The 24178-nt window shown below is 39.3% G+C and carries 23 protein-coding genes; all 23 read left to right on the forward strand.

Annotation, left to right across the window (positions count from 1 at the left end; genetic code table 11):
• Nucleotides 1-16: 16 nt before the first annotated feature.
• Nucleotides 17-1558 carry a nitrogenase component 1 gene (locus H0486_RS07370; RefSeq protein WP_228352383.1) on the forward strand — a complete coding sequence of 514 codons (1542 nt, stop codon included), beginning with the start codon at nt 17-19 and terminating at the stop codon, nt 1556-1558.
• 29 nt (nt 1559-1587) lie between these two features.
• Entirely contained in the window at nt 1588-2568 is a 981-nt protein-coding gene (cysK, locus tag H0486_RS07375) for a cysteine synthase A (RefSeq protein ID WP_323163538.1), read from the forward strand.
• Nucleotides 2569-2582: 14 nt separating this feature from the next.
• Nucleotides 2583-2939, forward strand: coding sequence for a NifB/NifX family molybdenum-iron cluster-binding protein (locus H0486_RS07380; protein WP_228352384.1), 357 nt, complete (start codon nt 2583-2585; stop codon nt 2937-2939).
• Between the two features lie 93 nt (nt 2940-3032).
• Complete coding sequence (locus H0486_RS07385) at nt 3033-3371, forward strand: NifB/NifX family molybdenum-iron cluster-binding protein (RefSeq protein ID WP_228352385.1); 339 nt, start codon at nt 3033-3035, stop codon at nt 3369-3371.
• Nucleotides 3368-4231: a radical SAM protein gene (locus H0486_RS07390; protein ID WP_330594457.1), complete on the forward strand. Its 864-nt coding sequence runs from the start codon at nt 3368-3370 to the stop codon at nt 4229-4231. Before H0486_RS07385 ends, H0486_RS07390 begins: the two co-directional genes overlap by 4 nt.
• Nucleotides 4232-4332: 101 nt before the next feature.
• Nucleotides 4333-5190: a nitrogenase iron protein gene (gene nifH / locus H0486_RS07395; RefSeq protein WP_228352386.1), complete on the forward strand. Its 858-nt coding sequence runs from the start codon at nt 4333-4335 to the stop codon at nt 5188-5190.
• Nucleotides 5191-5664: 474 nt separating this feature from the next.
• Nucleotides 5665-7497, forward strand: coding sequence for a DUF1538 domain-containing protein (locus tag H0486_RS07400; protein WP_228354390.1), 1833 nt, complete (start codon nt 5665-5667; stop codon nt 7495-7497).
• Nucleotides 7498-7602: 105 nt separating this feature from the next.
• On the forward strand, nt 7603-7917 hold the full coding sequence (locus tag H0486_RS07405) for a P-II family nitrogen regulator (protein WP_228352387.1): 315 nt from the start codon (nt 7603-7605) through the stop codon (nt 7915-7917).
• A 10-nt stretch (nt 7918-7927) separates the two neighbouring features.
• A complete protein-coding gene (locus H0486_RS07410; RefSeq protein WP_228352388.1) occupies nt 7928-8257 on the forward strand; it encodes a P-II family nitrogen regulator in 330 nt (109 codons plus the stop codon).
• A gap of 313 nt (nt 8258-8570) precedes the next feature.
• The gene (locus tag H0486_RS07415; RefSeq protein WP_228352389.1) at nt 8571-9161 is read left to right on the forward strand and encodes a manganese efflux pump MntP; all 591 of its coding nucleotides are present in this window, start codon (nt 8571-8573) and stop codon (nt 9159-9161) included.
• Between the two features lie 181 nt (nt 9162-9342).
• Nucleotides 9343-10119 carry a PhzF family phenazine biosynthesis protein gene (locus H0486_RS07420; RefSeq protein WP_228352390.1) on the forward strand — a complete coding sequence of 259 codons (777 nt, stop codon included), beginning with the start codon at nt 9343-9345 and terminating at the stop codon, nt 10117-10119.
• 278 nt (nt 10120-10397) lie between these two features.
• Nucleotides 10398-11855, forward strand: a complete 1458-nt coding sequence (locus H0486_RS07425; protein ID WP_228352391.1) for a UDP-N-acetylmuramoyl-L-alanyl-D-glutamate--2,6-diaminopimelate ligase — start codon at nt 10398-10400, stop codon at nt 11853-11855.
• A gap of 93 nt (nt 11856-11948) precedes the next feature.
• The gene (gene priA / locus H0486_RS07430; RefSeq protein ID WP_228352392.1) at nt 11949-14195 is read left to right on the forward strand and encodes a replication restart helicase PriA; all 2247 of its coding nucleotides are present in this window, start codon (nt 11949-11951) and stop codon (nt 14193-14195) included.
• Between the two features lie 16 nt (nt 14196-14211).
• A complete protein-coding gene (def, locus tag H0486_RS07435) occupies nt 14212-14700 on the forward strand; it encodes a peptide deformylase (protein ID WP_228352393.1) in 489 nt (162 codons plus the stop codon).
• A gap of 18 nt (nt 14701-14718) precedes the next feature.
• Nucleotides 14719-15663: a methionyl-tRNA formyltransferase gene (gene fmt / locus H0486_RS07440; RefSeq protein ID WP_228352394.1), complete on the forward strand. Its 945-nt coding sequence runs from the start codon at nt 14719-14721 to the stop codon at nt 15661-15663.
• Between the two features lie 51 nt (nt 15664-15714).
• Nucleotides 15715-16413, forward strand: coding sequence for a zinc metallopeptidase (locus H0486_RS07445; protein WP_228352395.1), 699 nt, complete (start codon nt 15715-15717; stop codon nt 16411-16413).
• The gene (gene rsmB, locus H0486_RS07450; RefSeq protein WP_228352396.1) at nt 16406-17749 is read left to right on the forward strand and encodes a 16S rRNA (cytosine(967)-C(5))-methyltransferase RsmB; all 1344 of its coding nucleotides are present in this window, start codon (nt 16406-16408) and stop codon (nt 17747-17749) included. The genes H0486_RS07445 and rsmB overlap by 8 nt, the downstream gene beginning before the upstream one ends.
• Before the next feature lie 96 nt (nt 17750-17845).
• On the forward strand, nt 17846-18889 hold the full coding sequence (gene rlmN, locus H0486_RS07455) for a 23S rRNA (adenine(2503)-C(2))-methyltransferase RlmN (protein WP_228352397.1): 1044 nt from the start codon (nt 17846-17848) through the stop codon (nt 18887-18889).
• A 25-nt stretch (nt 18890-18914) separates the two neighbouring features.
• Nucleotides 18915-19634, forward strand: coding sequence for a Stp1/IreP family PP2C-type Ser/Thr phosphatase (locus H0486_RS07460; protein ID WP_228352398.1), 720 nt, complete (start codon nt 18915-18917; stop codon nt 19632-19634).
• Between the two features lie 17 nt (nt 19635-19651).
• Nucleotides 19652-21763, forward strand: a complete 2112-nt coding sequence (pknB, locus tag H0486_RS07465; RefSeq protein WP_228352399.1) for a Stk1 family PASTA domain-containing Ser/Thr kinase — start codon at nt 19652-19654, stop codon at nt 21761-21763.
• 1 nt (nt 21764) lies between these two features.
• Nucleotides 21765-22646, forward strand: coding sequence for a ribosome small subunit-dependent GTPase A (gene rsgA, locus H0486_RS07470; RefSeq protein ID WP_228352400.1), 882 nt, complete (start codon nt 21765-21767; stop codon nt 22644-22646).
• Nucleotides 22647-22761: 115 nt separating this feature from the next.
• Nucleotides 22762-23424, forward strand: coding sequence for a ribulose-phosphate 3-epimerase (gene rpe / locus H0486_RS07475; RefSeq protein WP_228352401.1), 663 nt, complete (start codon nt 22762-22764; stop codon nt 23422-23424).
• A gap of 9 nt (nt 23425-23433) precedes the next feature.
• Entirely contained in the window at nt 23434-24093 is a 660-nt protein-coding gene (locus H0486_RS07480) for a thiamine diphosphokinase (RefSeq protein ID WP_228352402.1), read from the forward strand.
• The last annotated feature ends 85 nt before the right edge of the window (nt 24094-24178 follow it).

A 24178-nucleotide genomic window follows, 5' to 3' on the forward strand; every position in this document is an offset into this window, starting at 1 on the left:
AAAGGGAGGATCGATTATGCCGAAGTTATTAACAGAAAATTTAAAATACAATTATTTATCTGCGGATGAGCCGCCGGTTCGAGATGAACGGGTAGGCGGATGTATCGCATACTGCGGTTCCTGTTCCAGCTTTCAGGGTGATTTTAAAAGTGGATGTGCTCAGGCTCAAAACAGAAAATTCTCACAAAGTGGAGGGTGCCAGTTAGGCCTTGCTTTAGGAATTATCAACTCCTTGAGCAATGTTATTACCATTGTACATTCACCGTTAGGCTGTTGTTCCGGGTTAGCAGGTATGGCCGGTGTAAGAAATAGCAACAGAGCCTCCAGAGGCCTGACTACAGAGGATCAAACCTTTATACATACAAATATGGATGAGCTTGATGTTGTAAATGGAGGTATCGATAAACTTACACGGGCAATCTTATATGCGGATAAAGAGTATCATCCGGAAGTGATTGCAATTGTCAATGGTTGTGTACCGGGTATTATCGGTGACGATATTGATTCTGTTGTAAGGGAACTGGAGCCTCAGATATCAGCAAGACTTGTACCCGTTCATTGTGAAGGCTTTAAAAGTCGATTTGTTTCCTCCGGATATGATGCAGCAAACCACGGTATCTTAAAATATCTCATTCGTGATCCAAAGGAATATCCTCAGCTTACGGAGGATGCTCAGATTAAATACGATTTTGCAAAAAAATACCGTATAAGTAAGACAGTAAATATCTTCAATGTAGGTTCCAATAGTAATGGTGATGAGGTCGAACTATCCAGGCTGGTAAGTGCGCTGGGGTTAATCCCAAGAGTAGTGCCGTTGAATGCCAGTGTAGATGTTCTTGATCATCTGGGAGAGGCAGCCTTGAATGTAAGTATCTGTGCTACCCATGATGACTATATCTTGGGACATCTGAAGGAACGATATGGAACGGAATATATACTGGATGTTTTACCCATCGGAATTAACTGTACCAACACATGGGTACGTAAGATTGCAGCACATTTTCATTTAGAGAAGGAAGCAGAGAAGCTCATAGAACAGGAGAATAAAGAACTTAAAGAAGCCATTGCACCTTTTGTAGAGATATTAAAGGGTAAGAAGATTTTTGTAGGCGGTGGTGAAACAAGAATTCTGACAACGGCTGATTTCTATCATAGCATCGGAATGGAGTTGGTGGGAGTTAAGGCTCATAACGTAGATCGCTTTGTAGAAAATCTGTTACAGGATATTGATAATCCTGATCTGGTAGTAGAGGTGGCTGCCGGTCAACCTGCAGAAGAGCTGAATGTCTTAAGTCATCTTAAACCAGATATTTACATTGGTCACGTAGGTGCCAACGGATGGGTAACCAAATTGGGAATTCCCAACATTCCGCTCTTTGGAATGAACATTAATTACATGGGGTACTCAGGAGCATTTGAATTAGCCAGAAGGGCAGCAAGAGCCTTGAAGAATACCAACTTCTCCAAGAACATCAGTAGATATATAGGTCACCCTCTGACAGAGGAATGGATGAACCTAGATCCAAAGGATAATATGATTCAGGGTGATTTGTTCTAAAAAATATAAATGCGGAAAGGATGAATATTATGTCATTGAAAGTAGTTGATAATTTAACGGAGTTAATCGGAGATACTCCAATATTACGCCCGCGTAAAATCGAAAAGCTTGCAGGCCTTTCGGAAGAAACAAAGTTATTACTAAAGCTTGAATATTTCAATCCCCTGGGTAGTGTGAAGGATAGAATTGCTATTGCAATGGTGGAGGATGCAGAGAAGCAGGGACTTTTAAATAAGGATTCTGTAATTATCGAGCCTACCAGTGGTAATACAGGTGTTGGTTTAGCCTTTGTTGCAGCAGCAAAGAACTATAAGCTCATACTTACCATGCCGGATACCATGAGTATGGAACGTAGAACCCTTTTATCAGCATTGGGAGCGGAGTTGGTTCTTACTCCAGGAGCAGAAGGTATGAGAGGAGCTGTTCGTAAGGCAGAGGAGCTTCAATACCAGATACCAAATAGTATTATTTTGCAGCAGTTTAATAATCCGGCAAACCCCTCTATCCATTATGTTACCACTGGTGTTGAAATATGGGAAGCAACCGAAGGAAAGGTTGACATTGTGGTTGCAGGTGTGGGAACCGGAGGTACCATTACAGGTGCAGGACGGTATTTGAAAGAAAAAAACCCGGACATTAAAGTGGTTGCAGTGGAACCAGCAGGCTCCCCCGTCCTTTCCGGCGGTGTACCTGGCCCCAATCGAATTCAAGGAATTGGTGCCGGATTTGTACCAAAGGTATTGGATTTGAGCTTAGTAGATGAAATATTTAAGGTTAAGGATGAGCAGGCCTTCGACACCTCACGAACCCTGGCTAGAGAAGAGGGACTTCTGGTCGGCATCTCCTCCGGTGCCGCAGCCTATGCAGCGGCTCAGATCGCTCGTAGAAGTGAAAATAATGGTAAAGTGATAGTAGCGATCTTACCGGATACAGGGGAACGATATCTGTCTACGGCATTGTTTTCCGACTCTAACATTGAAAAGAGTAGATACTGGTACAGCATCCGATAGATTAGGAGAAGAATATGTCGTATAGAATAGCAATCGGAACCATTGATGGCGTTGAGGTTACTGAGCACTTTGGCCAGGGTAAGAGCTTTCAGATTCTCGAAATCGATCAGCAGTCAGACGAGATTAGGCTTCTGGGAAGCATTGAAGTGGTACATTCCGAGCATTGCGGTTCCGGTCATGATGAGAATCTGATACAGGAGAAAATACAGGCTTTCTTGGATTGGAATGTGATAGCAGTTATTGTGAAACAGATAGGGCCAAGATCGGAAAGAATGGTGACAAAGAATGGAATCGAGGTATTGGTATTTTCAGGGAAGATAGCGGATGGCTTGGATAAAATTAAAAAGTTTTATAAAAGACGAATTTTTTGAACTATTGGGTGTTATAAGTCAGATTAAGGCAGCGAAATAAATACTGGCACATATATACCCTAATCAGTATTTCTAAGTAAGGAATGAGGTATCATGAGGATTGCAGTGGCAAGCAGCGATGGAATTGTAATAAATACACATTTTGGAAGAGCAAATACTTTTTACATCTATGAAAGTCTGGGAGGGGTAATCCGCTTCATGGAAAAACGATTTGGAAAACCCTTCTGTCATATCGGTGAACATGAGGAAGAAGATCTTTTAAATGCAGTAGATTTACTTCAGGATTGTGCTAAGGTGTATGTATTGCAGATTGGTCAAGGAGCCGAAGAAGCACTGCTTGCCAGAGGAATCCAGCCTGTCATAGGAAGAGGCATCATTTTGGAGGTATTGGAAGACTGTGAGAAAGTGAAGAAGGAGGTACGGAAGGAATGATGGAAAAAAGGGTGAAGGAATTACATCCATGCTTCGGTCACGGTAAAAACAAAGGAAGGATTCATCTGCCTGTATGTCCCGGCTGTAATATTGAGTGTAATTTTTGTGATAGAAAAATCAACACATCTGAGAACAGACCAGGGGTGACCAGTGCAATACTTACTCCGACGGAGGCTTTGGATGCATTGAAAAGAGCCCTTGAGATATGCCCGGATATTACGGTGGCCGGAATCGCCGGACCGGGGGATACTCTAGCTTCAAATAATGCAATCAAAACCTTTCACTTAATTAAAGAGAAATATCCCGGGCTATTAAAATGTATGAGTACCAACGGTCTTCTTCTAAAGGAACGAGCGGATGAACTGATCGAACTTGGTATCGATACCTTAACTGTCACAGTCAACGCAGTGGATCCGAAAATCCAGGCAAAAGTCATATCTGGTATTTTTTATAACGGAAAACGTTATGAGGGTGAAGAGGCAGCAAGGATATTAATCGAGAATCAGCTGGAAGGAATACGTAAGGTATCAGCAGCCGGAATCACAGTAAAGGTAAATACAGTATTAATTATGGAGATTAACAGGAACCATATCAAAGATATAGCAAAAGCAGTTAGAGAAGCTGGTGCAAAGCTTTATAATATCATTCCCTTGATTCCACAGCACAAACTGAAGGACTGTGTGGAACCGGAATGTATCGATATTGACGGAGCAAGACGTGAAGCGGAGGAATACATAGAGGTATTCAGGCACTGCCAGCGTTGTAGGGCAGATGCTGTGGGAATACCAGGACAGAAGGATTATGGAGATCAAATTTATTTGAAAAGAATTAATCATAAGGATACTTTTTCCCATGGATAGAAAGAAATAATATCAATGTAATCTGAGTAATTGCGAAACTATACAATAGAAAGTACGCTTTGCGAACTTTCTGTTGTCATAAATAAAGGAGAATGAAATTAATGGCACAAAAACAATTAAGGCAAATTGCAATCTACGGTAAAGGAGGGATTGGAAAATCCACCACCACACAGAACCTGACATCGGCATTAGCAGAGGCCGGTAATAATGTCATGGTAGTTGGCTGTGATCCCAAGGCGGATTCGACTCGTTTGCTGTTAGGCTGTCTGCATCAGAAAACAGTGTTGGATACCCTAAGGGAAAAGGGAGAGAATATAAGTCTGGATGCTATTATGAAGGAAGGATTTAAAGGTACGAAATGTGTGGAATCAGGTGGACCGGAGCCCGGTGTGGGCTGTGCAGGAAGAGGAATTATCACCTCAGTAGGTCTTCTGGAACAGCTTGGAGCATATACGGATGATCTGGATTATGTATTCTATGATGTATTGGGGGATGTGGTATGCGGCGGTTTTGCTATGCCCATAAGAGAGGGCAAGGCAAAAGAAATATATATTGTTGCCAGTGGAGAAATGATGGCCCTGTATGCAGCTAATAACATTGCAAAAGGAATTCAAAAATACGCCTTAAAGGGCGGAGTACGTCTAGGAGGTATTATCTGCAACAGCCGTCGTGTAGACCGGGAAGAGGAGTTGCTGAGAGCATTCTCTAAGGAATTAGGGACTCAATTGATTTATTTTGTTCCCAGGGATAATATTGTACAGCATGCTGAAATCCGTAGAAAAACTGTGATTGAATACAATCCGGAGTCTATACAGGCAAGAGAATACAGACAGCTGGCAAAAGCGATTAAAGAAAATACTTATTTCACCATACCTACTCCTATGACGCAGGAAAGACTGGAAGAAATCCTATTAGAATATGGGTTGATGGATAACCTGAAGGACGATTACAGGATATAATCCAAAGAAGGAATCGAAGGCGAATGCTTAATATGCATGCAGGATTATGGCTTACCTCACACACAGACGGAAGTACATATCACTGATTTTGTATGAATCATAGACCCCCAATAGGTGGAACTAGAATAAAGTCAAACTATTGGGGGTCATATTATCAGGCGAACATGAATTTTCGCCTGATTCATACAAAATACAGCAATATGTTCTTCCGACAGTGTATTATGGTAAGCCATAATCCTGCATGCATATTAAGCATTCGCCCTTTTAGATTTAGAAAATTTCAAACATTAAACTGGGGAATTTTCTCAGAATATTGTGCGAAAGCCCTGAATTGATTATATAATGTGAAATATTATTAGATAATTACTTGATTCAATATTGTTTTTTATGTTATCATAAAAAATGTCTAAGGTTTTTAGGCTATTCTGGAATACCGTAATTGTACACTAGTTTGAGATAGGAGAGATCATCGTGATGAATAAATTAAACCTGAAAAGTAAATTCACAATATTCGCCACCACGTTGAAGGAAGTATTGATATCTTCACTACCTCTTGCAGTAATTATTATTATTGTCTGTGGTTTTATAGCACCTCTTGAAGAAAAATCAGATTATACGAAATTAATCGTTGGTTATATCAGTGTTGTAATAGGTCAAACACTTTTTTTGAACGGTTTAAACATAAGTATACTTCCCATAGGTAAACTGATAGGAGGATCGCTTATAAAGCTTAAGAAAGCAGCATATATTATATTCTTTGGACTTGTCTTCGGATTGCTTGCTACGGTTGCTGAACCAGCATTAACGGTTCTGGCTAAACAGACGAATATGATCATGCCAATAATCAATGACACCGTATTTATCTGGATTATGGGTATTGGTATCGGTGTTATGGTAGGCTTTTCGCTCTTTCGGATCATAAAGGATTTAAATATAAAGATTATATTTGCAATATTATATATTGTTACCTTTATAACGATTATATTTGTTCCTGATGAATTCATAGCTTTGGCCTTTGATGGTAGTGGGGCCACCACGGGAGACATTTCCGTTCCCTTTATACTGGCGATGGGTATGGGTGTATCCGTTACTATGTCGAAACACAAAGGCAATGATGACAGCTTTGGAATAATTGGTCTGGCTTCAGTTGGTCCCATTCTTTCCTTAGCGATCTATGGAATTATATTGAATTTGAAGCATCACGGAGTACTTCCGGCAGAGCAGTTATATGATCCCGGTACGATAGGCTCTATTAACGAAATCATATCCGGTAACTTACGAGGAGTAATACTGGCGCTATTGCCGGTAATCCTTGTGTTTTTGCCATTTCAATTCTTTCTGATTAAACAACCAAAAAAGGAATTCATAACGATTCTACTTGGTTCTATTGTAGTATTTGCAGGTTTACTTATTTTCCTTTCAGGGATTGATTACGGATTTGCATTTGCAGGTAAATACATAGGAGAAGTTTTCCTGGATCCATCCAAACCGGAATGGTTCAGGTGGTTACTACTTCTCATAGGATTTATTCTGGGCGCAGCAATCACCCTGTCGGAGCCTGCTGTTACAGTGTTGGGTGAACAGCTGGAAGAACTAACAAACGGTCATATTAGTAAGACATCGATTCGCATGACTTTGGCAATCGGAATCGGATTTGCTTCTTTACTGGCCATGCTGAAAATATTAACAGAGATTAATATTCTGTGGTTTTTAGTTCCACTCTATGGGATAGCACTTATCATGATGCTGTTCACGCCAAAGCTTTTTGTAGGACTGGCTTTTGATTCGGGAGGTGTATCCGGTGGAGCACTTACCTCTGCTTTTCTAACGCCTCTTACCCTTGGAGTAGCCCAAGCGGTTGCCACTACATCTACCCATGTAAAACAATCAATTTTAATTAATGGCTTTGGAATTATTGCATTTATTTCAGTAACTCCATTGATCGCTGTACAGTTCCTGGGTATCGTGTATGATATCAATATAAAGAGAGCAAATACCACTCTTGATTATGCAGAGAGTATTGATTTAGAAGAGCTGGCATTACTGGCGGACAGTGTTGATACAGTGAATATGTATGAAGATGAGAATGAATTGGTTGTAGTAAATATAGAAAATCAACCATTGATTAATGATATAAATGATGATATAAATGATGATATAAGCGTAAACATATATAATGATACAAAAGATGACAAAGATGATGACATAAAAGTTGATCTAGAAGAAGATAAAAAGAATACAATATTTACTGGTCTAGAAAAAGACGAAAAGAGTAGAATAAATGACGAAATACATGATGACCTATAAGATGACGAATGAGATAGCATATTATAACGTTATGGGTGAGTGCTACTGATGAATTATTTTGATAATGTTAATTCGGAGTAGTATGATTAAGGAGGAAAATATATCTTGTCAGAAGCAAAATATGGTGTTGATTATTTGACCTTAATTACGGGTAGAAATAAAAAAGATGAAATATTAAAATTCTTACTTAGTTCAGGATGCCACTTAATTGATTTGGTTTACGCCAAAGGTTCAGTGAAAACAGGATATTTTAAAGATATGCTGGGTTTAGTTCCTGAGGAAAAGAAAATCATGATTACATGTTTAATTGCAGGAAATCTAACGGATCATTTACTCGAACAATTAGTGAAGCAATTTAACTTTGATAAACCGAATACCGGGATCGCTTTTGTAGTTCCGGTTGACCGGTTGACTGTTTAGGAGGATAGCAATGATTAATACTAATATGAAAGCCTTATATATCGTTATTAATGCGGGCTTTGCTGAGCAAGTGGTGGAATATATTCGCACAATGGGATCTACTGGAGCAACTATTATAAATGCTCGTGGAGTAAGCTCCATGCAGAAAGAAATCATGGGGATTAGTGTAGATAGAGAAAAAGAGATCGTATTAACGATTATCGAGAGTGATAAAGCGGATACCATTATGGAGGCTGTAAAGCAGAATACTGTATTCAAGACGGAGGGCCATGGCATTTGCTTCACCTTACCGGTAATTAAAACAGTTGGTATTAATACAGGAAATATAAATCAGCAGTAACAGTTAAGATACTCAGATGGGAGAAAAATTCCGACAGAGTAGGAGATATTTACGAAATCATAATGAAAATAACGTTGACTTCCGTAATAGTATTAAGTATAATATGTGGAAGATAAGGGAGTAGTTAACACTATTTGATGGTGTAATAAAGTCAACATACTGATAATTATTTATCTGGCTTTATTTAATACGATAAAATGTGCGCTTTGCGAGCTTTTCAATCGTCATTAATAATGAGACTTATCTGCGGAAAAGGACTGCAGATAAGTCTTTTTTGCGTAGTTTAATTTGATAAACATAAAGGAGATCACAAATGAGTTTAATCGAATTATTTATCATTGCCATTGGCTTGTCAATGGATGCGTTTGCAGTTGCGATTTGCAAAGGACTGGCTCTAAAATCTATCAATATTAAGAAGGCAGGAATAGTTGGATTATATTTTGGAATATTTCAGGCGGGTATGCCTTTGATAGGGTATATTGTAGGAGCTCAATTCCAGGATAAGATAACGGCATTTGATCATTGGATTGCATTCATTTTACTTGGAATTATCGGCTTTAATATGATTAAGGAATCACTATCGAAAGAGTGTGAAGAAGAAGCAGGATCTGAAATATGTGAAAATGCAAAATCACTTAACTTTAGAAATATGTCTGTATTAGCTATAGCAACAAGCATTGATGCATTAGCAGTAGGTGTTTCCTTTGCATTTCTAAAAATCGATATCATACCTGCGGTCTCCTTTATTGGAATCATAACCTTTACTTTGTCTATAATTGGGGTTAAAATCGGTAATATATTCGGAGTGAAATATAAATCCAAGGCAGAATTAACAGGCGGAATTATATTAATATTTATGGGATTAAAGATATTGCTCGAGCATACCAATTTTATTTTTCAGTAAGGGTTAGTATATATGGATTTCAAAGCCCTTATCAGGTATGGAATAAATACACAACAAAATATTTTAAATGGAAAGGTCATTGTGAGAATTCTATCATGAACCCAGGTTTAATGATAAAAGAAATGGATCATGTGCTAATATAATTACGAAGAAAATGATAAAGCAGGAATGGAGGATGATTATGAAATACTATATTGTTGATGTGTTCACAGAGGAACGGTATCATGGTAATCCAGCCGGAGTCTGTTTGCTTGATGAGTGGATACCGGACGAATTAATGCAGCAGATTGCATATGAGAACAACTTGGCAGAGACCGCTTTTCTAGTTAAGCAAGACGGGTATTATGACTTGCGTTGGTTTACTCCGGAAGTAGAGATAGACTTATGCGGACATGCAACCTTAGGCAGTGCTTATGTACTTATGAACTATGTGGATGAAACTATGAAACGTGTAGAATTTCATACAATGAGTGGACCTCTAACGGTCATCAAGGAGGGAGATTTGTATTCAATGGATTTCCCTGTTCGTAAGCCGATTCCCTGTGAAGTTCCAGATTTACTGGAGGAGGCCTTGGGTGTGGCTGTACTGGAAACACACATAGCCAGAGATTTACTAGTCCTTATAAAAGATGAAGACACTCTCATACATATGAATCCAAATCTTACACTATTAAATAAAATAGATAAGGCATTTGGTTTTATAATAACGGCCAAAGGAGATACCTGTGATTTTGCCTCTCGATTTTTTGCTCCGGCTGCTGGGATTCCGGAAGATCCAGTAACGGGATCCTCCCATACAACATTAATCCCTTTTTGGAGTGAACGATTAAACAAAAAGGTCCTGACTGCTAAGCAATTGTCAAAACGAGGAGGCGTTCTATATTGTAGGGATCTCGGTTCACGTGTGGAGATTAGTGGGAAAGCTGTTACACATTTGATTGGAGAAATAATTATATAAGAACATACAAAGGTAGGATGAGATGGATCAGATTCCTATCTTTTTCTTTACAAAAGATAGATTATGCCTATAATTAAATATGTACTTCTTTCGAAGTATATCATATTGAATAGAGTGTCAAAAGACTGATTCATGACAATAGTAAAGTTTGTAAAGTATACTTTCTATAGTATTAGTAGTGAAATGAATGTTATAACATATATTTATTATCAATAATAAAAATTTGAATATAATAGCTGAAAATAAAAGCTGAAAAACGGCATGGGAGGCGGCAATTTATGTTTCTTGATAAAATGTTAGAGAAATTAGAGTATACCTGCTTACAAGGAGATGTTCATATTTCCATCACAGAATTGGTATATGATTCAAGAAAGGCAGGGAAAGGTCATGTCTTTGTGTGCATCACAGGTGCCATATCCGATGGGCATGCATATATACAAGAGGTGGTCGAAAAAGGTGTTGTAGCGATTGTCGTGGAGAAGGATGTTCCTATGCCTAAGAATGTTACGGTAATTCGCGTTGAAAATACCCGTCAGGCTTTAGCATATATGTCAGCAGCTTATTTTGAGAATCCGGCAGAGAGGCTTATCACCATAGGGATAACCGGCACGAAGGGGAAGACAACGACTTCCTATATGATTAAGACATTCTTAGAGAATACAGGAAAGAAAGTTGGATTAATAGGCACGATAGAGACGATTATCGGAGATAAAGTAATTCCTGCTAATAATACGACTCCGGAATCCTATATATTACAGAAGACCTTTGCCCAGATGGTGGAAGCTGGTTGTGAATGCGTTGTAATGGAGGCTTCTTCACAGGGACTTATGCTTCACCGAATGGATGGCTTTACCTTTGATTATGGTATTTTTACTAACCTTGAACCGGATCATATCGGTGAGAATGAGCATAAGGATTTTGATGATTATTTATCTTGTAAGAGTAAATTGTTTAGACAGTGTAAAGTTGGGTTGGTTAATATTGATGATTCCCATGCGGAGAGAATTCTACAGGGGCATACCTGTGAGGTGGAAACCTATGGATTTAGTGAGAAAGCGGATATTAGAGCTACCGATGTGAAGCTGGTTCACAGACCCGGTTACCTTGGGATCGCCTATCGAGTAGAAGGATTAATGAATTTTGATGTGGATATGAATATACCTGGTAAATTTAACGTATACAATTCATTATGTGCCATTGCATTATGCAGACATTTTGAAGTAGAGACCACCAAGATTCAAAAAGCATTGCATTCCGTCAGAGTCAAGGGAAGGGTTGAGCTAGTACCTGTTTCTGATCAATACAGTGTGATGATTGACTATGCTCATAATGCCATGAGTCTGCAGAGCCTCTTGACGACGCTTAGGGAATATAATCCCAAGAGACTGATATGCCTATTCGGATGCGGAGGAAATCGTTCCCGGAGCAGGCGCTTTGAAATGGGGGAAATATCCTCGAATATGGCAGATCTTACAGTAGTAACCAGCGATAACCCGAGGTTCGAGGAACCGCAGGATATTATCAATGATATCATAGAGGGAGTGAAAAAGGGACCGGGAAAATATGTTGAGATTATTGACCGCAAAGAAGCAATTCGATATTGCATTGATAATGCCAGGGAGGGAGATGTTATTGTAATCGCAGGAAAAGGTCATGAGGATTATCAGGAGATCAAAGGTGTTAAATACCATATGGATGATCGAGAACTGGTTAAAGATATTCTGGCTGAAAGATAATATCAATGAATTGAGTTATACTATATATGATAGGGATGTTAAGATGCGAGTTTAAAAGGATCTTTGACATGCCAGCTTACGAAGGAGGGCATTGTGTCGAAACAATATTATGCAGATATTATCATAGATATTTCCCATGAAAATCTGGATAAGACATACCAATATGCCATTCCGGAAGAAATCGTTAACGATGCTGCCATTGGAGCATTGGTTATTGTTCCGTTTGGAAAAGGCAATCGTAGTATTAATGGATATATTGTCGGGCTTTCTGAGGTGCCGAAGATTAGTAGGGAGCTGATAAAGCCCATCATAAGAGTGGTAACAGAGGCACCGATGATTGAAAGCCATTTGATTTATCTGGCGTACTGGATGAAGGAAACCTTCGGTGGAACCATGAATGATTCGCTGAAAGCAGTAATACCAGTGAAAAAGGCTGTGAAAATAAAGGAACAGAGAATGCTCCAGCTTGCCATAGATCAAGATCAGGCAAAACAACTTTATTATGAGTACCAGAAGAAAAACAACAAGGCGAGGGTAAGACTTCTGGAAGCCCTTATGAAGGAATCCATACTTGATTATGATATTGTTATCAATAAGCTGAATATATCGAGAAGTACCTTACAGGGCTTGGAAAAACAAGGTGTTACCAAGACTATATCAGAACAGATATACCGAAATCCCATAAAAAATCATTTCGAGCAATCTGGTGCAGTGAGTCTGAATGAAGAGCAGGAGATTATCGTACAGGATTTTCTTCAGGAATATGAAGCAGGAATCAGGGGAACATATTTAGTTCACGGTATCACTGGTAGTGGTAAAACAGAAGTCTATATGGAAATTATTGCCAGAGTATTGACGATGGATAGACAAGTTATCATGCTGATCCCAGAGATCGCATTAACATATCAAACCGTACAGCGATTTTATAAGCGCTTCGGTGACCGGGTTTCTATTCTTAACTCAAAGATGTCTCAGGGAGAGCGATATGATCAAAGCCTTCGAGCGAAGAATGGAGATATTGATATTATTATCGGCCCAAGGTCGGCATTGTTTACTCCATTTCAGAAGCTTGGACTGATTATTATTGATGAGGAACATGAAAATAGCTATAAAAGTGAAACGGTTCCTAAATATCATGCTGTTGAAGTGGCAAGAAAGCGTGCGGAGCTTACTAATGCCAGCGTACTTTTGGGATCTGCTACTCCATTGTTAGAGTCCTTCCAAAAGGCCCAAACCGGTGAGATAAAATACTATTCTCTTAAGAAAAGAGCGAAGGAAGCAGAACCACCTAGGGTATGGATTGTTGACTTACGGGAGGAATTAAAGAAAAAAAATAAATCAATCTTCAGTATAAAGCTGAAAGAATTAATTGCCGACAGGCTTAGTAAAAATGAGCAGATTATGCTTTTTCTAAATCGTAGGGGCTATGCAGGCTTTGTCTCCTGCCGAAGCTGTGGTTATGTCGTAACCTGTCCGCATTGTGATGTTTCCTTAACCTCTCATAATGACGGGACATTAACCTGTCATTACTGTGGCTATTCTGAGGTACAGCCGGCAAATTGTCCTAAGTGCGGTTCAAAGTATATTGCGGCATTTGGGACTGGAACACAAAAGGTGGAGGAATTGATTAAAAAGGAGTTCCCGGATGCCCGAGTGTTAAGAATGGATACGGATACGACGAAGAACAAGGGAGGACACGAAGAAATACTGACCTCATTCTCCCAGCATAAGGCCGATATATTAGTTGGTACTCAGATGATAGTGAAGGGACATGATTTTCCAAAGGTGACTTTAGTAGGAATTATTGCGGCGGATCTATCATTATACTGTGGTGATTTTCGTGCAAGTGAACGTACCTTTCAGCTGTTGTGCCAGGCGGCGGGAAGAGCGGGAAGGGATGTCCTGCCGGGAGAAGTGGTAATTCAAACTTACCATCCTGAGCATTATAGTATTGTCACAGCAGCACAGGGAGATTATGAGGCTTTTTATAAACAGGAGATTTTATACAGGACGCTGATGCAATATCCGCCGATTGCACATATTTTGCTTCTGTTAATTACCTCGAAGGAGGAGGAACAGGCAGCGAATGCTGCGGATATACTTGGAAATGCAACAAAGCTTTATCTGGATAAAAACGATTTACAGGCACAAATGATTGGGCCGGCTCCAGCCGCAATATCAAAAGCAAATGATATTTATCGTAGAGTAATCTATGTGAAGCATAAGGATTATACTACGTTGATTGATATTAAGAACTATATCGAGGGATATTATAGCTACTCTCAACAGTTTAACGGATGTAATCTACAGTTTGATTTTGATCCGATGATAAGCTATTAAGAAAGGAATGGATAATATGGCAATCAGAAATATAAGAGAAATAGGAGACCCCGTATTAAATAAGGTTAGTAAGGAGATTAAGGAGGTAGATAAGAGAATTCTAACCTTAATCGAAGATATGCTTGACACCATGTACGAGGCAAATGGTGTCGGATTGGCTGCTCCTCAGGTGGGAATTCTAAAACGCCTGGTAGTGATCGATGTATCTGAGGAGGGGAATGAGCCAATCATATTAATAAATCCTGAGATATTGGAGACAGATGGCGAGCAAACCGGGGACGAAGGCTGCTTAAGTGTTCCCGGAAAGGTGGGAACTGTAACAAGACCTAATTATGTGAAGGTAAAAGCGTATAATGAAAAAATGGAAGAGTTTATTGTGGAAGGTACGGAGTTGTTGGCCAGAGCCCTTTGCCATGAAATAGATCATCTTAATGGAGAGTTATATGTTGACAAGGCGGAAGGAGAACTTCGAAGCTCTCTGATTACAGAAGAGGTAGATTCATAATTTAAAAGGAGTGATTAGGTGAGGGTTTTATTCATGGGAACGCCGGATTTTGCGGCAGTAATTCTGGAAAAAATAATAACCTCCGGTCATGAAGTGATTGGAGTAGTGACACAGCCTGATAAGGAAAAGGGAAGAGGAAGGACAATCTCCTTTTCACCCGTCAAAGAGCTGGCGATAAAATATGGCTGCACCGTATATCAGCCTGTGAAGGTAAGAGATGAAAGTTTTCTGCAGACTGTTAAGGAATTAGCACCGGAAGCAATAATAGTGGCGGCTTTTGGACAGATACTTCCAAAGACATTATTAGATATGCCGCCCTATGGATGCATTAATGTTCATGCATCCCTGCTTCCTAAGTATCGAGGTGCAGCACCCATTCAGTATTCTATTTTGGAAGGGGAAGAAGAAACCGGCATCACAATTATGTATATGGATGACGGAATTGATACGGGAGATATGATTTTACAAGCAAGAACGCCGATATCACCGGACGAAACCGGTGGAAGTCTTTATGAGAAGCTGGCTGTAATTGGTGCTGATTTATTAATTGAGGCATTGGAGAAGATTAAGAACAATACAGCGGAACGAATTCACCAGAATAACGAACAGTCAACCTATGTTAAGATGATTACGAAAGAGATGGGCAAGTTGGATTTTACCTGGCCTGCAATCAAGCTGGAGCGATGGATACGCGGTATGGATCCCTGGCCCAGTGCTTATACCTATTTAGATGGAAAGACGCTGAAAATATGGAAGGCTGAAGTAGAAGAATATCAAGATGAAGAGAATAAACCTGCAAAACCGGGTGAAGTGGTGGAGATACGGAAGGATGCCATAGCGGTAATGACCGGAGAAGGCATTCTGGTAATTAAGGAGCTGCAATTGGAAGGCAAAAAACGTATGCCATGCGGAGCATTTCTTCTTGGATATCCAATTACGGTCGGCACTGTACTGGGATCATAGCTATTATTCAGTGTAATGATCCACTAATTATTCTTAAAGGAGGTACCGATTATGTTCTTTCCATATTATGACCCTTATTATTATCTGATTATTATTGGTATCCTATTATCCTTGGCGGCATCTGCAAGGGTAAAATCCACCTTTGCCAAATACTCCAGAGTCCGCAGTATGTCCGGTATGACAGGAGCCCAGGTAGCAGAGAGAATACTGCGGAATGCAGGAATATATGATGTACAGATTGAACGGGTATCCGGTAATCTGAGTGACCATTACGATCCGAGAACGAAGGTCCTGCGTCTGTCAGACTCGGTATATGGGCAAAGTTCTGTAGCAGCTATTGGAGTGGCGGCTCATGAATGTGGTCATGCAATTCAACATCAAAATTCCTATATCCCGTTAACGCTTCGAAGTGCTTTGGTTCCAGTCGCTAATTTTGGATCTTCCCTATCCCTGCCTTTGATTATTATTGGGTTTTCCATGGGATATGTGGAATTTTTAATTGACTTAGGAATCCTATTATTTGGGGCAGCGGTCTTATTTCAAATCATCACTCTGCCAGTAGAATTTAATGCTTCCAGAAGAGCCGTTATAAAGCTTGGAGAGACAGGAATTCTGATGAATGATGAATTACGTCTGTCCAAAAAAGTGTTAAATGCGGCTGCACTAACTTATGTTGCAGCAGCTGCAGCAAGTATTCTGCAATTATTAAGATTGATATTACTATTCCGTGGAGGAAGAAATCGTGACTGATCATGTAAATGGGCGGGAAGTTGTCCTCGATATGTTACTTGAAGTGCTGGAAGGGGATAAATACAGCCATACGGTATTAAACCAGCATTTAAAAAAGCACCAGTTTCTGGAAAAACAGGAACGGGCATTTATTACGCGTTTATTTACGGATACGGTGAAACGGTATCTGACTCTTGACTATATCATAGAGCAATTTTCTACCCTTCCTGTGCGTAAGATGAAGCCTTTAATACGCAATCTGTTAAGAATGAGTATCTATCAGATTATGTATATGGATCAAATTCCGGAATCTGCAGTATGTAACGAAGCGGTGAAGCTCGCCAAGAAACGCGGTTTTTCAAAATTATCCGGGTTTGTGAATGGTATTCTTCGTAATATCATACGCGAGAAGGATGGCCTGACTTTTCCGGACAGGTCGAAGAATGAAGTAGAATACTTAAAGATAATGTATTCAACTCCGGAGTGGCTTGTAAAGCAGCTTCTGGAGCAATATGATGATGCAACTGCTGAAGCAGTATTAAAAGCCTCTTTACGAGAGAGGGAAACATCAATTCGGTGTAATAGAGCAAAAGTATCACCTGACCAATTAAAAGAAAATCTTATAGAAGAAGGAGTTATCGTTGAACGTAGCGAATATCTGGATTATGCTTTTGTCATTCACAATTATGATTACCTGGATAAACTACAGTCCTTCCGTCAGGGTGAGTTCACAGTTCAGGATGTAAGCTCTATGTTGGTTTGTGAAGTGGCAGAAATTAAGGAGAGCGATTTCGTAATTGATGTATGTTCTGCGCCTGGTGGAAAAAGCCTGCAGGCGGCTGAAAAAGCAAGAAGAGTGTCGGCAAGGGATTTAACGGAATATAAAATCAATTTGATTAATGAAAATTGTAATCGAATGGGCTTTACCAATGTGGAGACCTTAGTATGGGATGCTACAGTAACGGATGAAAGTATGATAAATAGTGCGGATGTTGTTATTGCGGATCTGCCCTGTAGTGGACTGGGAGTCATTGGTAAGAAGTCGGATATCAAATACAGAATGAGTCATGAACAACAAAAGGAACTGGTAGAATTACAAAGAAACATACTTAGTGTTGTTCAGCAATATGTAAAAAAGGGCGGAGTGTTGGTATATAGCACCTGTACCATTAACAAAGAAGAGAATGAAGAAAACCGGAACTGGTTTTTAGAAAATTATGATTTTGAAACAGAAAGCATTGATCCTTATCTGCCGAAGCAGTTACAGGGTGAGACTACGCAAAAAGGGTATCTTCAACTTCTACAGGGAGTTCATAACAGTGACGGCTTTTTTATTGCTAAATTTCGAAGGAAATAGAACGAAACGTTAATTCATCGTGTTATTACTTCGATTGGTACATGAAAAAAAGACATCGGAGACGATGTAAATATAGAATTAGAATAGGATAGAAGAATGGAAGAATTAGATATCAAGTCGCTTACACTTGAGGAATTAACAGAAGAATTTAAAAAACAGGGTATGCCTGCTTTTCGTGCTAAACAGGTTTTTGAATGGTTACATGTGAAATTGGTGGATGGGTTTGATGACATGACCAATTTATCCAAAGAATTAAGAAGTACATTGAAGGAAAAATATCCAATTACATTGCTATCAGAGGTGGATGCGCTTCATTCTGAAACGGATGGAACCATTAAATATCTATTTCGTCTAAATGATAACAGAGTGATTGAAAGTGTTCTTATGAAGTATCATCACGGCAACAGCGTTTGCATTTCTTCTCAGGTGGGTTGCAGAATGGGTTGTAAATTCTGCGCTTCAACCCTAGGTGGAAAAGAAAGGGACCTGCTTCCTTCTGAAATGCTGGATCAGATTTACCGTATTCAAGTATTATCCGGTGAAAGGGTATCCAATGTGGTAGTGATGGGAACTGGTGAGCCTTTGGATAACTACGATAATTTAATACGTTTTCTTAAGATACTAACGGATTCTAGAGGGTTGAATATCAGTGCCAGAAATATAACCGTTTCTACCTGCGGTATCCCGGATAAGATCCGGGCATTTGCTGAGGAAGGGATGTCAATCACTTTGGCTCTTTCACTACACGCACCCAATAATGAAATTAGAAAAAAGTTAATGCCGGTGGCAAGTAAATACTCTTTAGAAGAAGTTATGGAGGCATTTATCTATTACTATGAAAAAACTGGTAGAAGGCTGACCTTTGAATATAGTTTAGTGGAGGGTGTTAATGATGAGGAGGAGCATGCAAAGGAGCTTTCCAGACTTATAAAGGGTATAAATTGTCACGTTAATTTAATACCCGTAAATCCAATAAAAGAGCGAAATTATAAAAAATCGGAAAGCAAAAAGATACAAATTTTCAAAAATACACTTGAAAAAAATAGAATTAATGTTACTATTAGAAGAGAAATGGGCGCAGATATTAATGCTGCCTGTGGGCAACTGAGAAAGAGCTATATTGATAATTGTAGCGTTTAGAAGTTGTGGACTAGGAGGTGCAGGCTTGAAAGCATTTTCAATTACTGATATTGGAGAGCGACGGAGGATTAATCAGGATTATGTCTTCTGCAGTGAAAGTGCCGTTGGAAAACTACCGAACTTATTTATTGTAGCCGATGGTATGGGTGGACATAATGCGGGTGATTATGCTTCAAGATTCTGTGTTGAGTATTTTAAGCAAAAGATAGAAGAGAGCGATCTTGTATCACCTATTGCATCAATTGAGGCAGCAATTAGGGAGACGAATGATGTCCTTCGCAGTAAGGCGGAAGAACAAAGCGAGTTAGAGGGCATGGGAACAACATTTGTGGCAGCGACTATATTCGATCATGAAATGTATGTTGCTAATGTCGGAGATAGCAGATTATATGTGATAAGCAATGAAATGAGACAGATTACCGAAGACCATAGTTTGGTTGAAGCAATGGTAAAAAACGGAGAATTAGATCGTAACGAAGCTCGTATTCATCCGAATAAGAATATAATTACCAGGGCAATAGGTGTCAATGAGAAGGTAGAGCCGGATTTTTTTGAAGTCACCTTAAAAGAAGGGGATACAGTACTTATGTGCTCGGATGGCCTGACGAACATGTTGGAAGACGAGACGATTGAACGGATTATCAGAGAAAATGATGATCCTAAGAATGCGGCTGATACCTTGGTGAAGTATGCAAATCAAAACGGTGGAAAAGACAATATAGCTATTATTATAATTAAAGTATGAAAAAGAGGTGAGCAAACATGTTAAAAGCCGGTATGTATATCAGTGATCGTTATGAAATAATTGATAAAGTTGGATCTGGCGGTATGGCAGATGTGTATAAAGCTAAGGATCAAAGACTGAATAGATTTGTTGCGATAAAGGTATTAAAGCCGGAATATTCGAGTGATAAAAGCTTTGTTAATAAGTTTAGAGGAGAGGCGCAATCGGCGGCAGGATTATCTCACCCGAATATTGTTAATGTTTATGATGTAGGTGATGACAGTGGTCTACATTATATCGTTATGGAATTGGTAGAAGGAATTACCCTAAAACGTTTTATCGAACGTAAGGGTAAGCTTGATATAAAAGAAGCGGTTGGAATTGGTATTCAGATTGCTCAGGGTATGGAGGCGGCTCATGATAATCATATTATCCATAGAGACATAAAGCCGCAGAACATAATCATATCGAGAGATGGGAAAGTAAAGGTAACGGACTTTGGTATAGCCAAAGCTACAAACTCCAATACAATTACCTCGAATGCGATGGGTTCAGTACATTATCTTTCACCGGAACAGGCAAGGGGAGGCTACAGTGACGAGAAGAGTGATATCTATTCTCTTGGCGTTACCCTGTATGAGATGTTATCCGGTAAAGTTCCTTTTGCTGGTGATAATACCGTATCCGTAGCATTACTTCATATTCAGGGAGAAGCAATGCCACTACGTGAATTGGATCCGGACATACCGGTTAGTATTGATAAAATAGTTCAAAAATGTATGCAAAAGAGACCGGAAAGAAGATATCACTCTGCTTCGGAATTGATTGCTGATTTAAAAAGAGCAATCTCGAATCCGGATGGGGATTTCGTTCAGATTCCGGCTTTTGTTGCGCCTGATTCTCCAACAATTAATATTTCTGATGATTTAGGGAAGATTAAAAGTAGCGCCTATTTGGATGATGATATCCATGATCATAAAAGCAATAATTCAAACAGAATTTCCGAAGATGAAGACGAGGATTTGGATTCTGTTGATACTAAGATGGAAAAGTTTGTAGTGATTGGAAGTATCATTGCTGCAGTTGTGCTTTTCCTTGTAATTGTAGCGGTGGTTGTATGGTTCTTCTTCTCAGGGGAAAAAAATAAAAAGCCGGATGAGGGTATTGCCACCGAATTATCAGCAACTCCTTCACCGGAACTCACACCGATCCCGACACAGCTTCCTTCCGGCGAGACCTATGAAGTTCCTGAGGTCCTAGGACTTACAAAGGAAGATGCTGAACAGAAAATCAGAGATAAAGCACCTGATGCAAATATTATATATAAAGAAGATTTCTCGGATACCATCGAAGAAGGTAGAGTGATGGGCCAATATCCACCAGGGGGAACCGAACTGGATCTTACCGCTACCGTGGAATTAACCATCAGTACAGGTCCTCAATCCTTTGAGCTTCCGAATGTATATGGACTCACTGAGGAACAGGCAGATAAAAAACTTCGTGAAAAGGAACTTGTTTTAGAACATGAATATGTAAACAGTGACGAAATGGAATTGGGTCGGGTTATTTCCACATCTCCAGAGAGAAATACTCCGGTCTATAAAGGAGATACCGTAAAGGTTATTGTCAGCACTGGACCAGAGAATAAGCAGGTGAGTGTGCCTTCTCTAATAGGTATGACGGAAAAACAAGCAACAAAAGCGCTTACGGATATTGGTCTTGTTAAGGGCGCTGTTACCTACGAAGCTTCTGATACTTATGCAGAAGGAAAGGTAACCTATCAGAGTAATACTGCAGGACAAATGGTTGATCCGGGTACTGTAGTTGATATCATTATTAGTACCGGTCCAGATACACCGGCTACCGAGATCAAATATATCGGTCAGGTTACGATCGACGTTAATCCATTTGATTATATTGGAGATGGAGAAGCGGAGATAATCTTAGAGATGGAACAGGATGGATGGGCTACAACGATTAAACAGGAAATGTTATCCGTTTCAGATTTCCCGTTAAACATTAGTGGTATTGAAGGAGATGGTCCTTCGGATGGTATTGTAAGAATGTATGTAGATGGAGAACTGTTCCAGATACCGGGAAGTTCAGAAGAAACCACTTGGACAGTGAAATTTAAAGCTGTGGAGGAATAGCTTGAGAGGCAAGATAATCAAGGGTATTGCAGGATTTTATTATGTTCATACGTCTGAGAATAATATGATATACGAATGTAAAGCAAAAGGTATTTTTCGTAATCAGAAAATAAAACCATTAGTAGGTGATGACGTAGAAATAGATACCAATGATCAACCAGAGGGAAATGGAACAATTATAGCTATCTTACCAAGAAAAAATGAGTTAATACGGCCTGCTGTTGCAAATGTAGATCAGGCTATGATAATATTTGCAGCAGCTGAGCCTGATCCGAATTTAAATCTTCTGGATCGATTTCTTATTATGATGGAGAAACAGCAGATAGATACGATTATTTGCTTTAATAAGACGGATATTGCAGATGAGAATAAATTGGATTTATTAAAGAATACTTACAGCCGGTGCGGCTGTAAAGTGTTCTTTAGCAGTATGCGTAATGGCAAGGGAACTGATCAGTTGTATGAATGTATAAAAGGGAAAACTACAGTACTTGCAGGTCCATCCGGTGTTGGCAAATCCACTTTTGTTAACAGCATTAAACCGGATGCTGATATGAAGACGGGGAATGTTAGTGAGAAAATAAAACGAGGGAAGCATACCACAAGACATTCGGAGCTGATTCATTTGGATCATGATACTTATATCATGGATACTCCCGGTTTTAGTTCATTATATATTGATAGTATTGATTACAACGAGCTGAAGGACTATTTTGTTGAGTTTCAGAATTATGAGGATGGTTGCCGTTTTGCTGGATGTTGCCATCAAAACGAACCGGGCTGTGCGGTGAAGGAAGCTTTACAGGATGGAGAAATTAGTAGAATTCGTTATAATAATTATATCACCTTATATCTTGAATTAAAAAATCAAAAGCGGTATTAATTTTTAAGGGGAAGCAAAATAGTATAATGGTTTTTGCAATGGATGTAATAGTAATGGTTATTGGTACCTGCGGTTCAAAAACCTGCAGGTTATACAGAAAGGAATGAAAAGTAATATGATAAAACTTGCTCCATCGATTTTAGCTTCAGATTTTAATATACTGGGGGAGCAAATCAGACAGATAGAGAATGCAAAAGCTGAATATCTTCATATTGATGTGATGGATGGGTCATTCGTTCCCAGTATCAGCTTTGGAATGCCTTTGATAGCTTCGATCCGTAAGAATTCGAAGCTTATTTTTGATGTACATTTGATGGTAGAGGAACCAATTCGATATATTAAAGACTTTAAAGAAGCAGGGGCGGATATCATTACCGTACATACAGAAGCATGTACTCATCTTCATAGAACAATATCGCTAATCAAAGAGAATGGTCTTAAGGCTGGAGTGGCTCTTAATCCGTCAACACCCCTTAATTCCTTGGAATATATCATTAGGGATCTGGATATGGTGCTTATAATGACAGTAAATCCAGGATTTGGTGGACAAAGCCTTATTCCAGCAACTCTATCCAAGATTAAAGACATGAAAGAGATGGCAATCCGAACAGAGGCATCAATTGATATTGAAGTTGATGGGGGAATTATGATTTCAAATGTGGATCAGGTCCTTCAAGCCGGAGCTAATGTAATTGTTTCGGGGACTTCTGTATTTAATGGAGATATAACACAGAATATAGTGGAATTTAAGAAAAAGTTTCAACAGTATAATTCATGAAGGTGAAATATGACAAACGCAGAGAATAGAATACTTATTATCTCCGGGGGTTACATTGATGATACGTTTCTATCTGAGTTATCAGAGCGTGAACGATATTCGATGATAATTGCAGCTGATCGAGGACTTGCTGCGGCGGATCGATTGGAGCTATCACTGGACTTAATCGTGGGAGATTTTGATTCTGTACCGGAGGATGTGCTAGCACGCTTTCGTAATAAATCCACACCGATTAAGACATTCCCGAAGGAAAAGGATAAGACGGATACCCAGATAGCAATCGAACTGGCACTAAATAATAATCCTACTGCAATAGACATTGTTGGTGCTACAGGATGCAGAATGGATCATGTACTTGCGAATATCCATCTGTTGCTGTTACCGTTAAGACAGAATATTCATGCGAATATTCTTGACTTAAATAATCGAATTTATCTTATGGATAAAAGCTTTTCCATTCATAAAACGGAGCAATATGGGGGCTATGTGTCACTTCTTCCTTTTACGGAAAAGGTTGCTGGATTAACTCTGAAAGGCTTTAAGTATCCGTTGGATCATGTTCTACTGAATTCCGGTAACAGTATTGGCATAAGTAATGAGATAAAGGATGACGTAGCACGTGTGGAGTTCTCACAGGGAATCCTGGTAGTGATGGAAGCAAAGGATTAGTTTAAAATATAGGATTATACTGAATTAAGGATTAGATTTGTAGTATAATAGGTTTAGTGTATTGATTGAGATAAATATATTAAGT

This window comes from Variimorphobacter saccharofermentans (assembly GCF_014174405.1).
Lineage (GTDB): Bacteria > Bacillota > Clostridia > Lachnospirales > Lachnospiraceae > Mobilitalea > Mobilitalea saccharofermentans.

What these genes read in the sequence shown, in the direction of transcription:
- H0486_RS07380 (WP_228352384.1), top strand. Translation starts at nt 2,583, where the DNA reads ATGTCGTATAGAATAGCAATCGGAACCATTGATGGCGTTGAGGTTACT.
- def (WP_228352393.1), top strand. Translation starts at nt 14,212, where the DNA reads ATGGCAATCAGAAATATAAGAGAAATAGGAGACCCCGTATTAAATAAG.
- cysK (WP_323163538.1), top strand. Translation starts at nt 1,588, where the DNA reads ATGTCATTGAAAGTAGTTGATAATTTAACGGAGTTAATCGGAGATACT.
- H0486_RS07385 (WP_228352385.1), top strand. Translation starts at nt 3,033, where the DNA reads ATGAGGATTGCAGTGGCAAGCAGCGATGGAATTGTAATAAATACACAT.
- rpe (WP_228352401.1), top strand. Translation starts at nt 22,762, where the DNA reads ATGATAAAACTTGCTCCATCGATTTTAGCTTCAGATTTTAATATACTG.
- H0486_RS07445 (WP_228352395.1), top strand. Translation starts at nt 15,715, where the DNA reads ATGTTCTTTCCATATTATGACCCTTATTATTATCTGATTATTATTGGT.
- H0486_RS07425 (WP_228352391.1), top strand. Translation starts at nt 10,398, where the DNA reads ATGTTTCTTGATAAAATGTTAGAGAAATTAGAGTATACCTGCTTACAA.
- H0486_RS07415 (WP_228352389.1), top strand. Translation starts at nt 8,571, where the DNA reads ATGAGTTTAATCGAATTATTTATCATTGCCATTGGCTTGTCAATGGAT.
- pknB (WP_228352399.1), top strand. Translation starts at nt 19,652, where the DNA reads ATGTTAAAAGCCGGTATGTATATCAGTGATCGTTATGAAATAATTGAT.
- nifH (WP_228352386.1), top strand. Translation starts at nt 4,333, where the DNA reads ATGGCACAAAAACAATTAAGGCAAATTGCAATCTACGGTAAAGGAGGG.
- H0486_RS07480 (WP_228352402.1), top strand. Translation starts at nt 23,434, where the DNA reads ATGACAAACGCAGAGAATAGAATACTTATTATCTCCGGGGGTTACATT.
- H0486_RS07390 (WP_330594457.1), top strand. Translation starts at nt 3,368, where the DNA reads ATGATGGAAAAAAGGGTGAAGGAATTACATCCATGCTTCGGTCACGGT.
- H0486_RS07400 (WP_228354390.1), top strand. Translation starts at nt 5,665, where the DNA reads ATGAATAAATTAAACCTGAAAAGTAAATTCACAATATTCGCCACCACG.
- H0486_RS07370 (WP_228352383.1), top strand. Translation starts at nt 17, where the DNA reads ATGCCGAAGTTATTAACAGAAAATTTAAAATACAATTATTTATCTGCG.
- H0486_RS07410 (WP_228352388.1), top strand. Translation starts at nt 7,928, where the DNA reads ATGATTAATACTAATATGAAAGCCTTATATATCGTTATTAATGCGGGC.
- H0486_RS07420 (WP_228352390.1), top strand. Translation starts at nt 9,343, where the DNA reads ATGAAATACTATATTGTTGATGTGTTCACAGAGGAACGGTATCATGGT.
- rlmN (WP_228352397.1), top strand. Translation starts at nt 17,846, where the DNA reads ATGGAAGAATTAGATATCAAGTCGCTTACACTTGAGGAATTAACAGAA.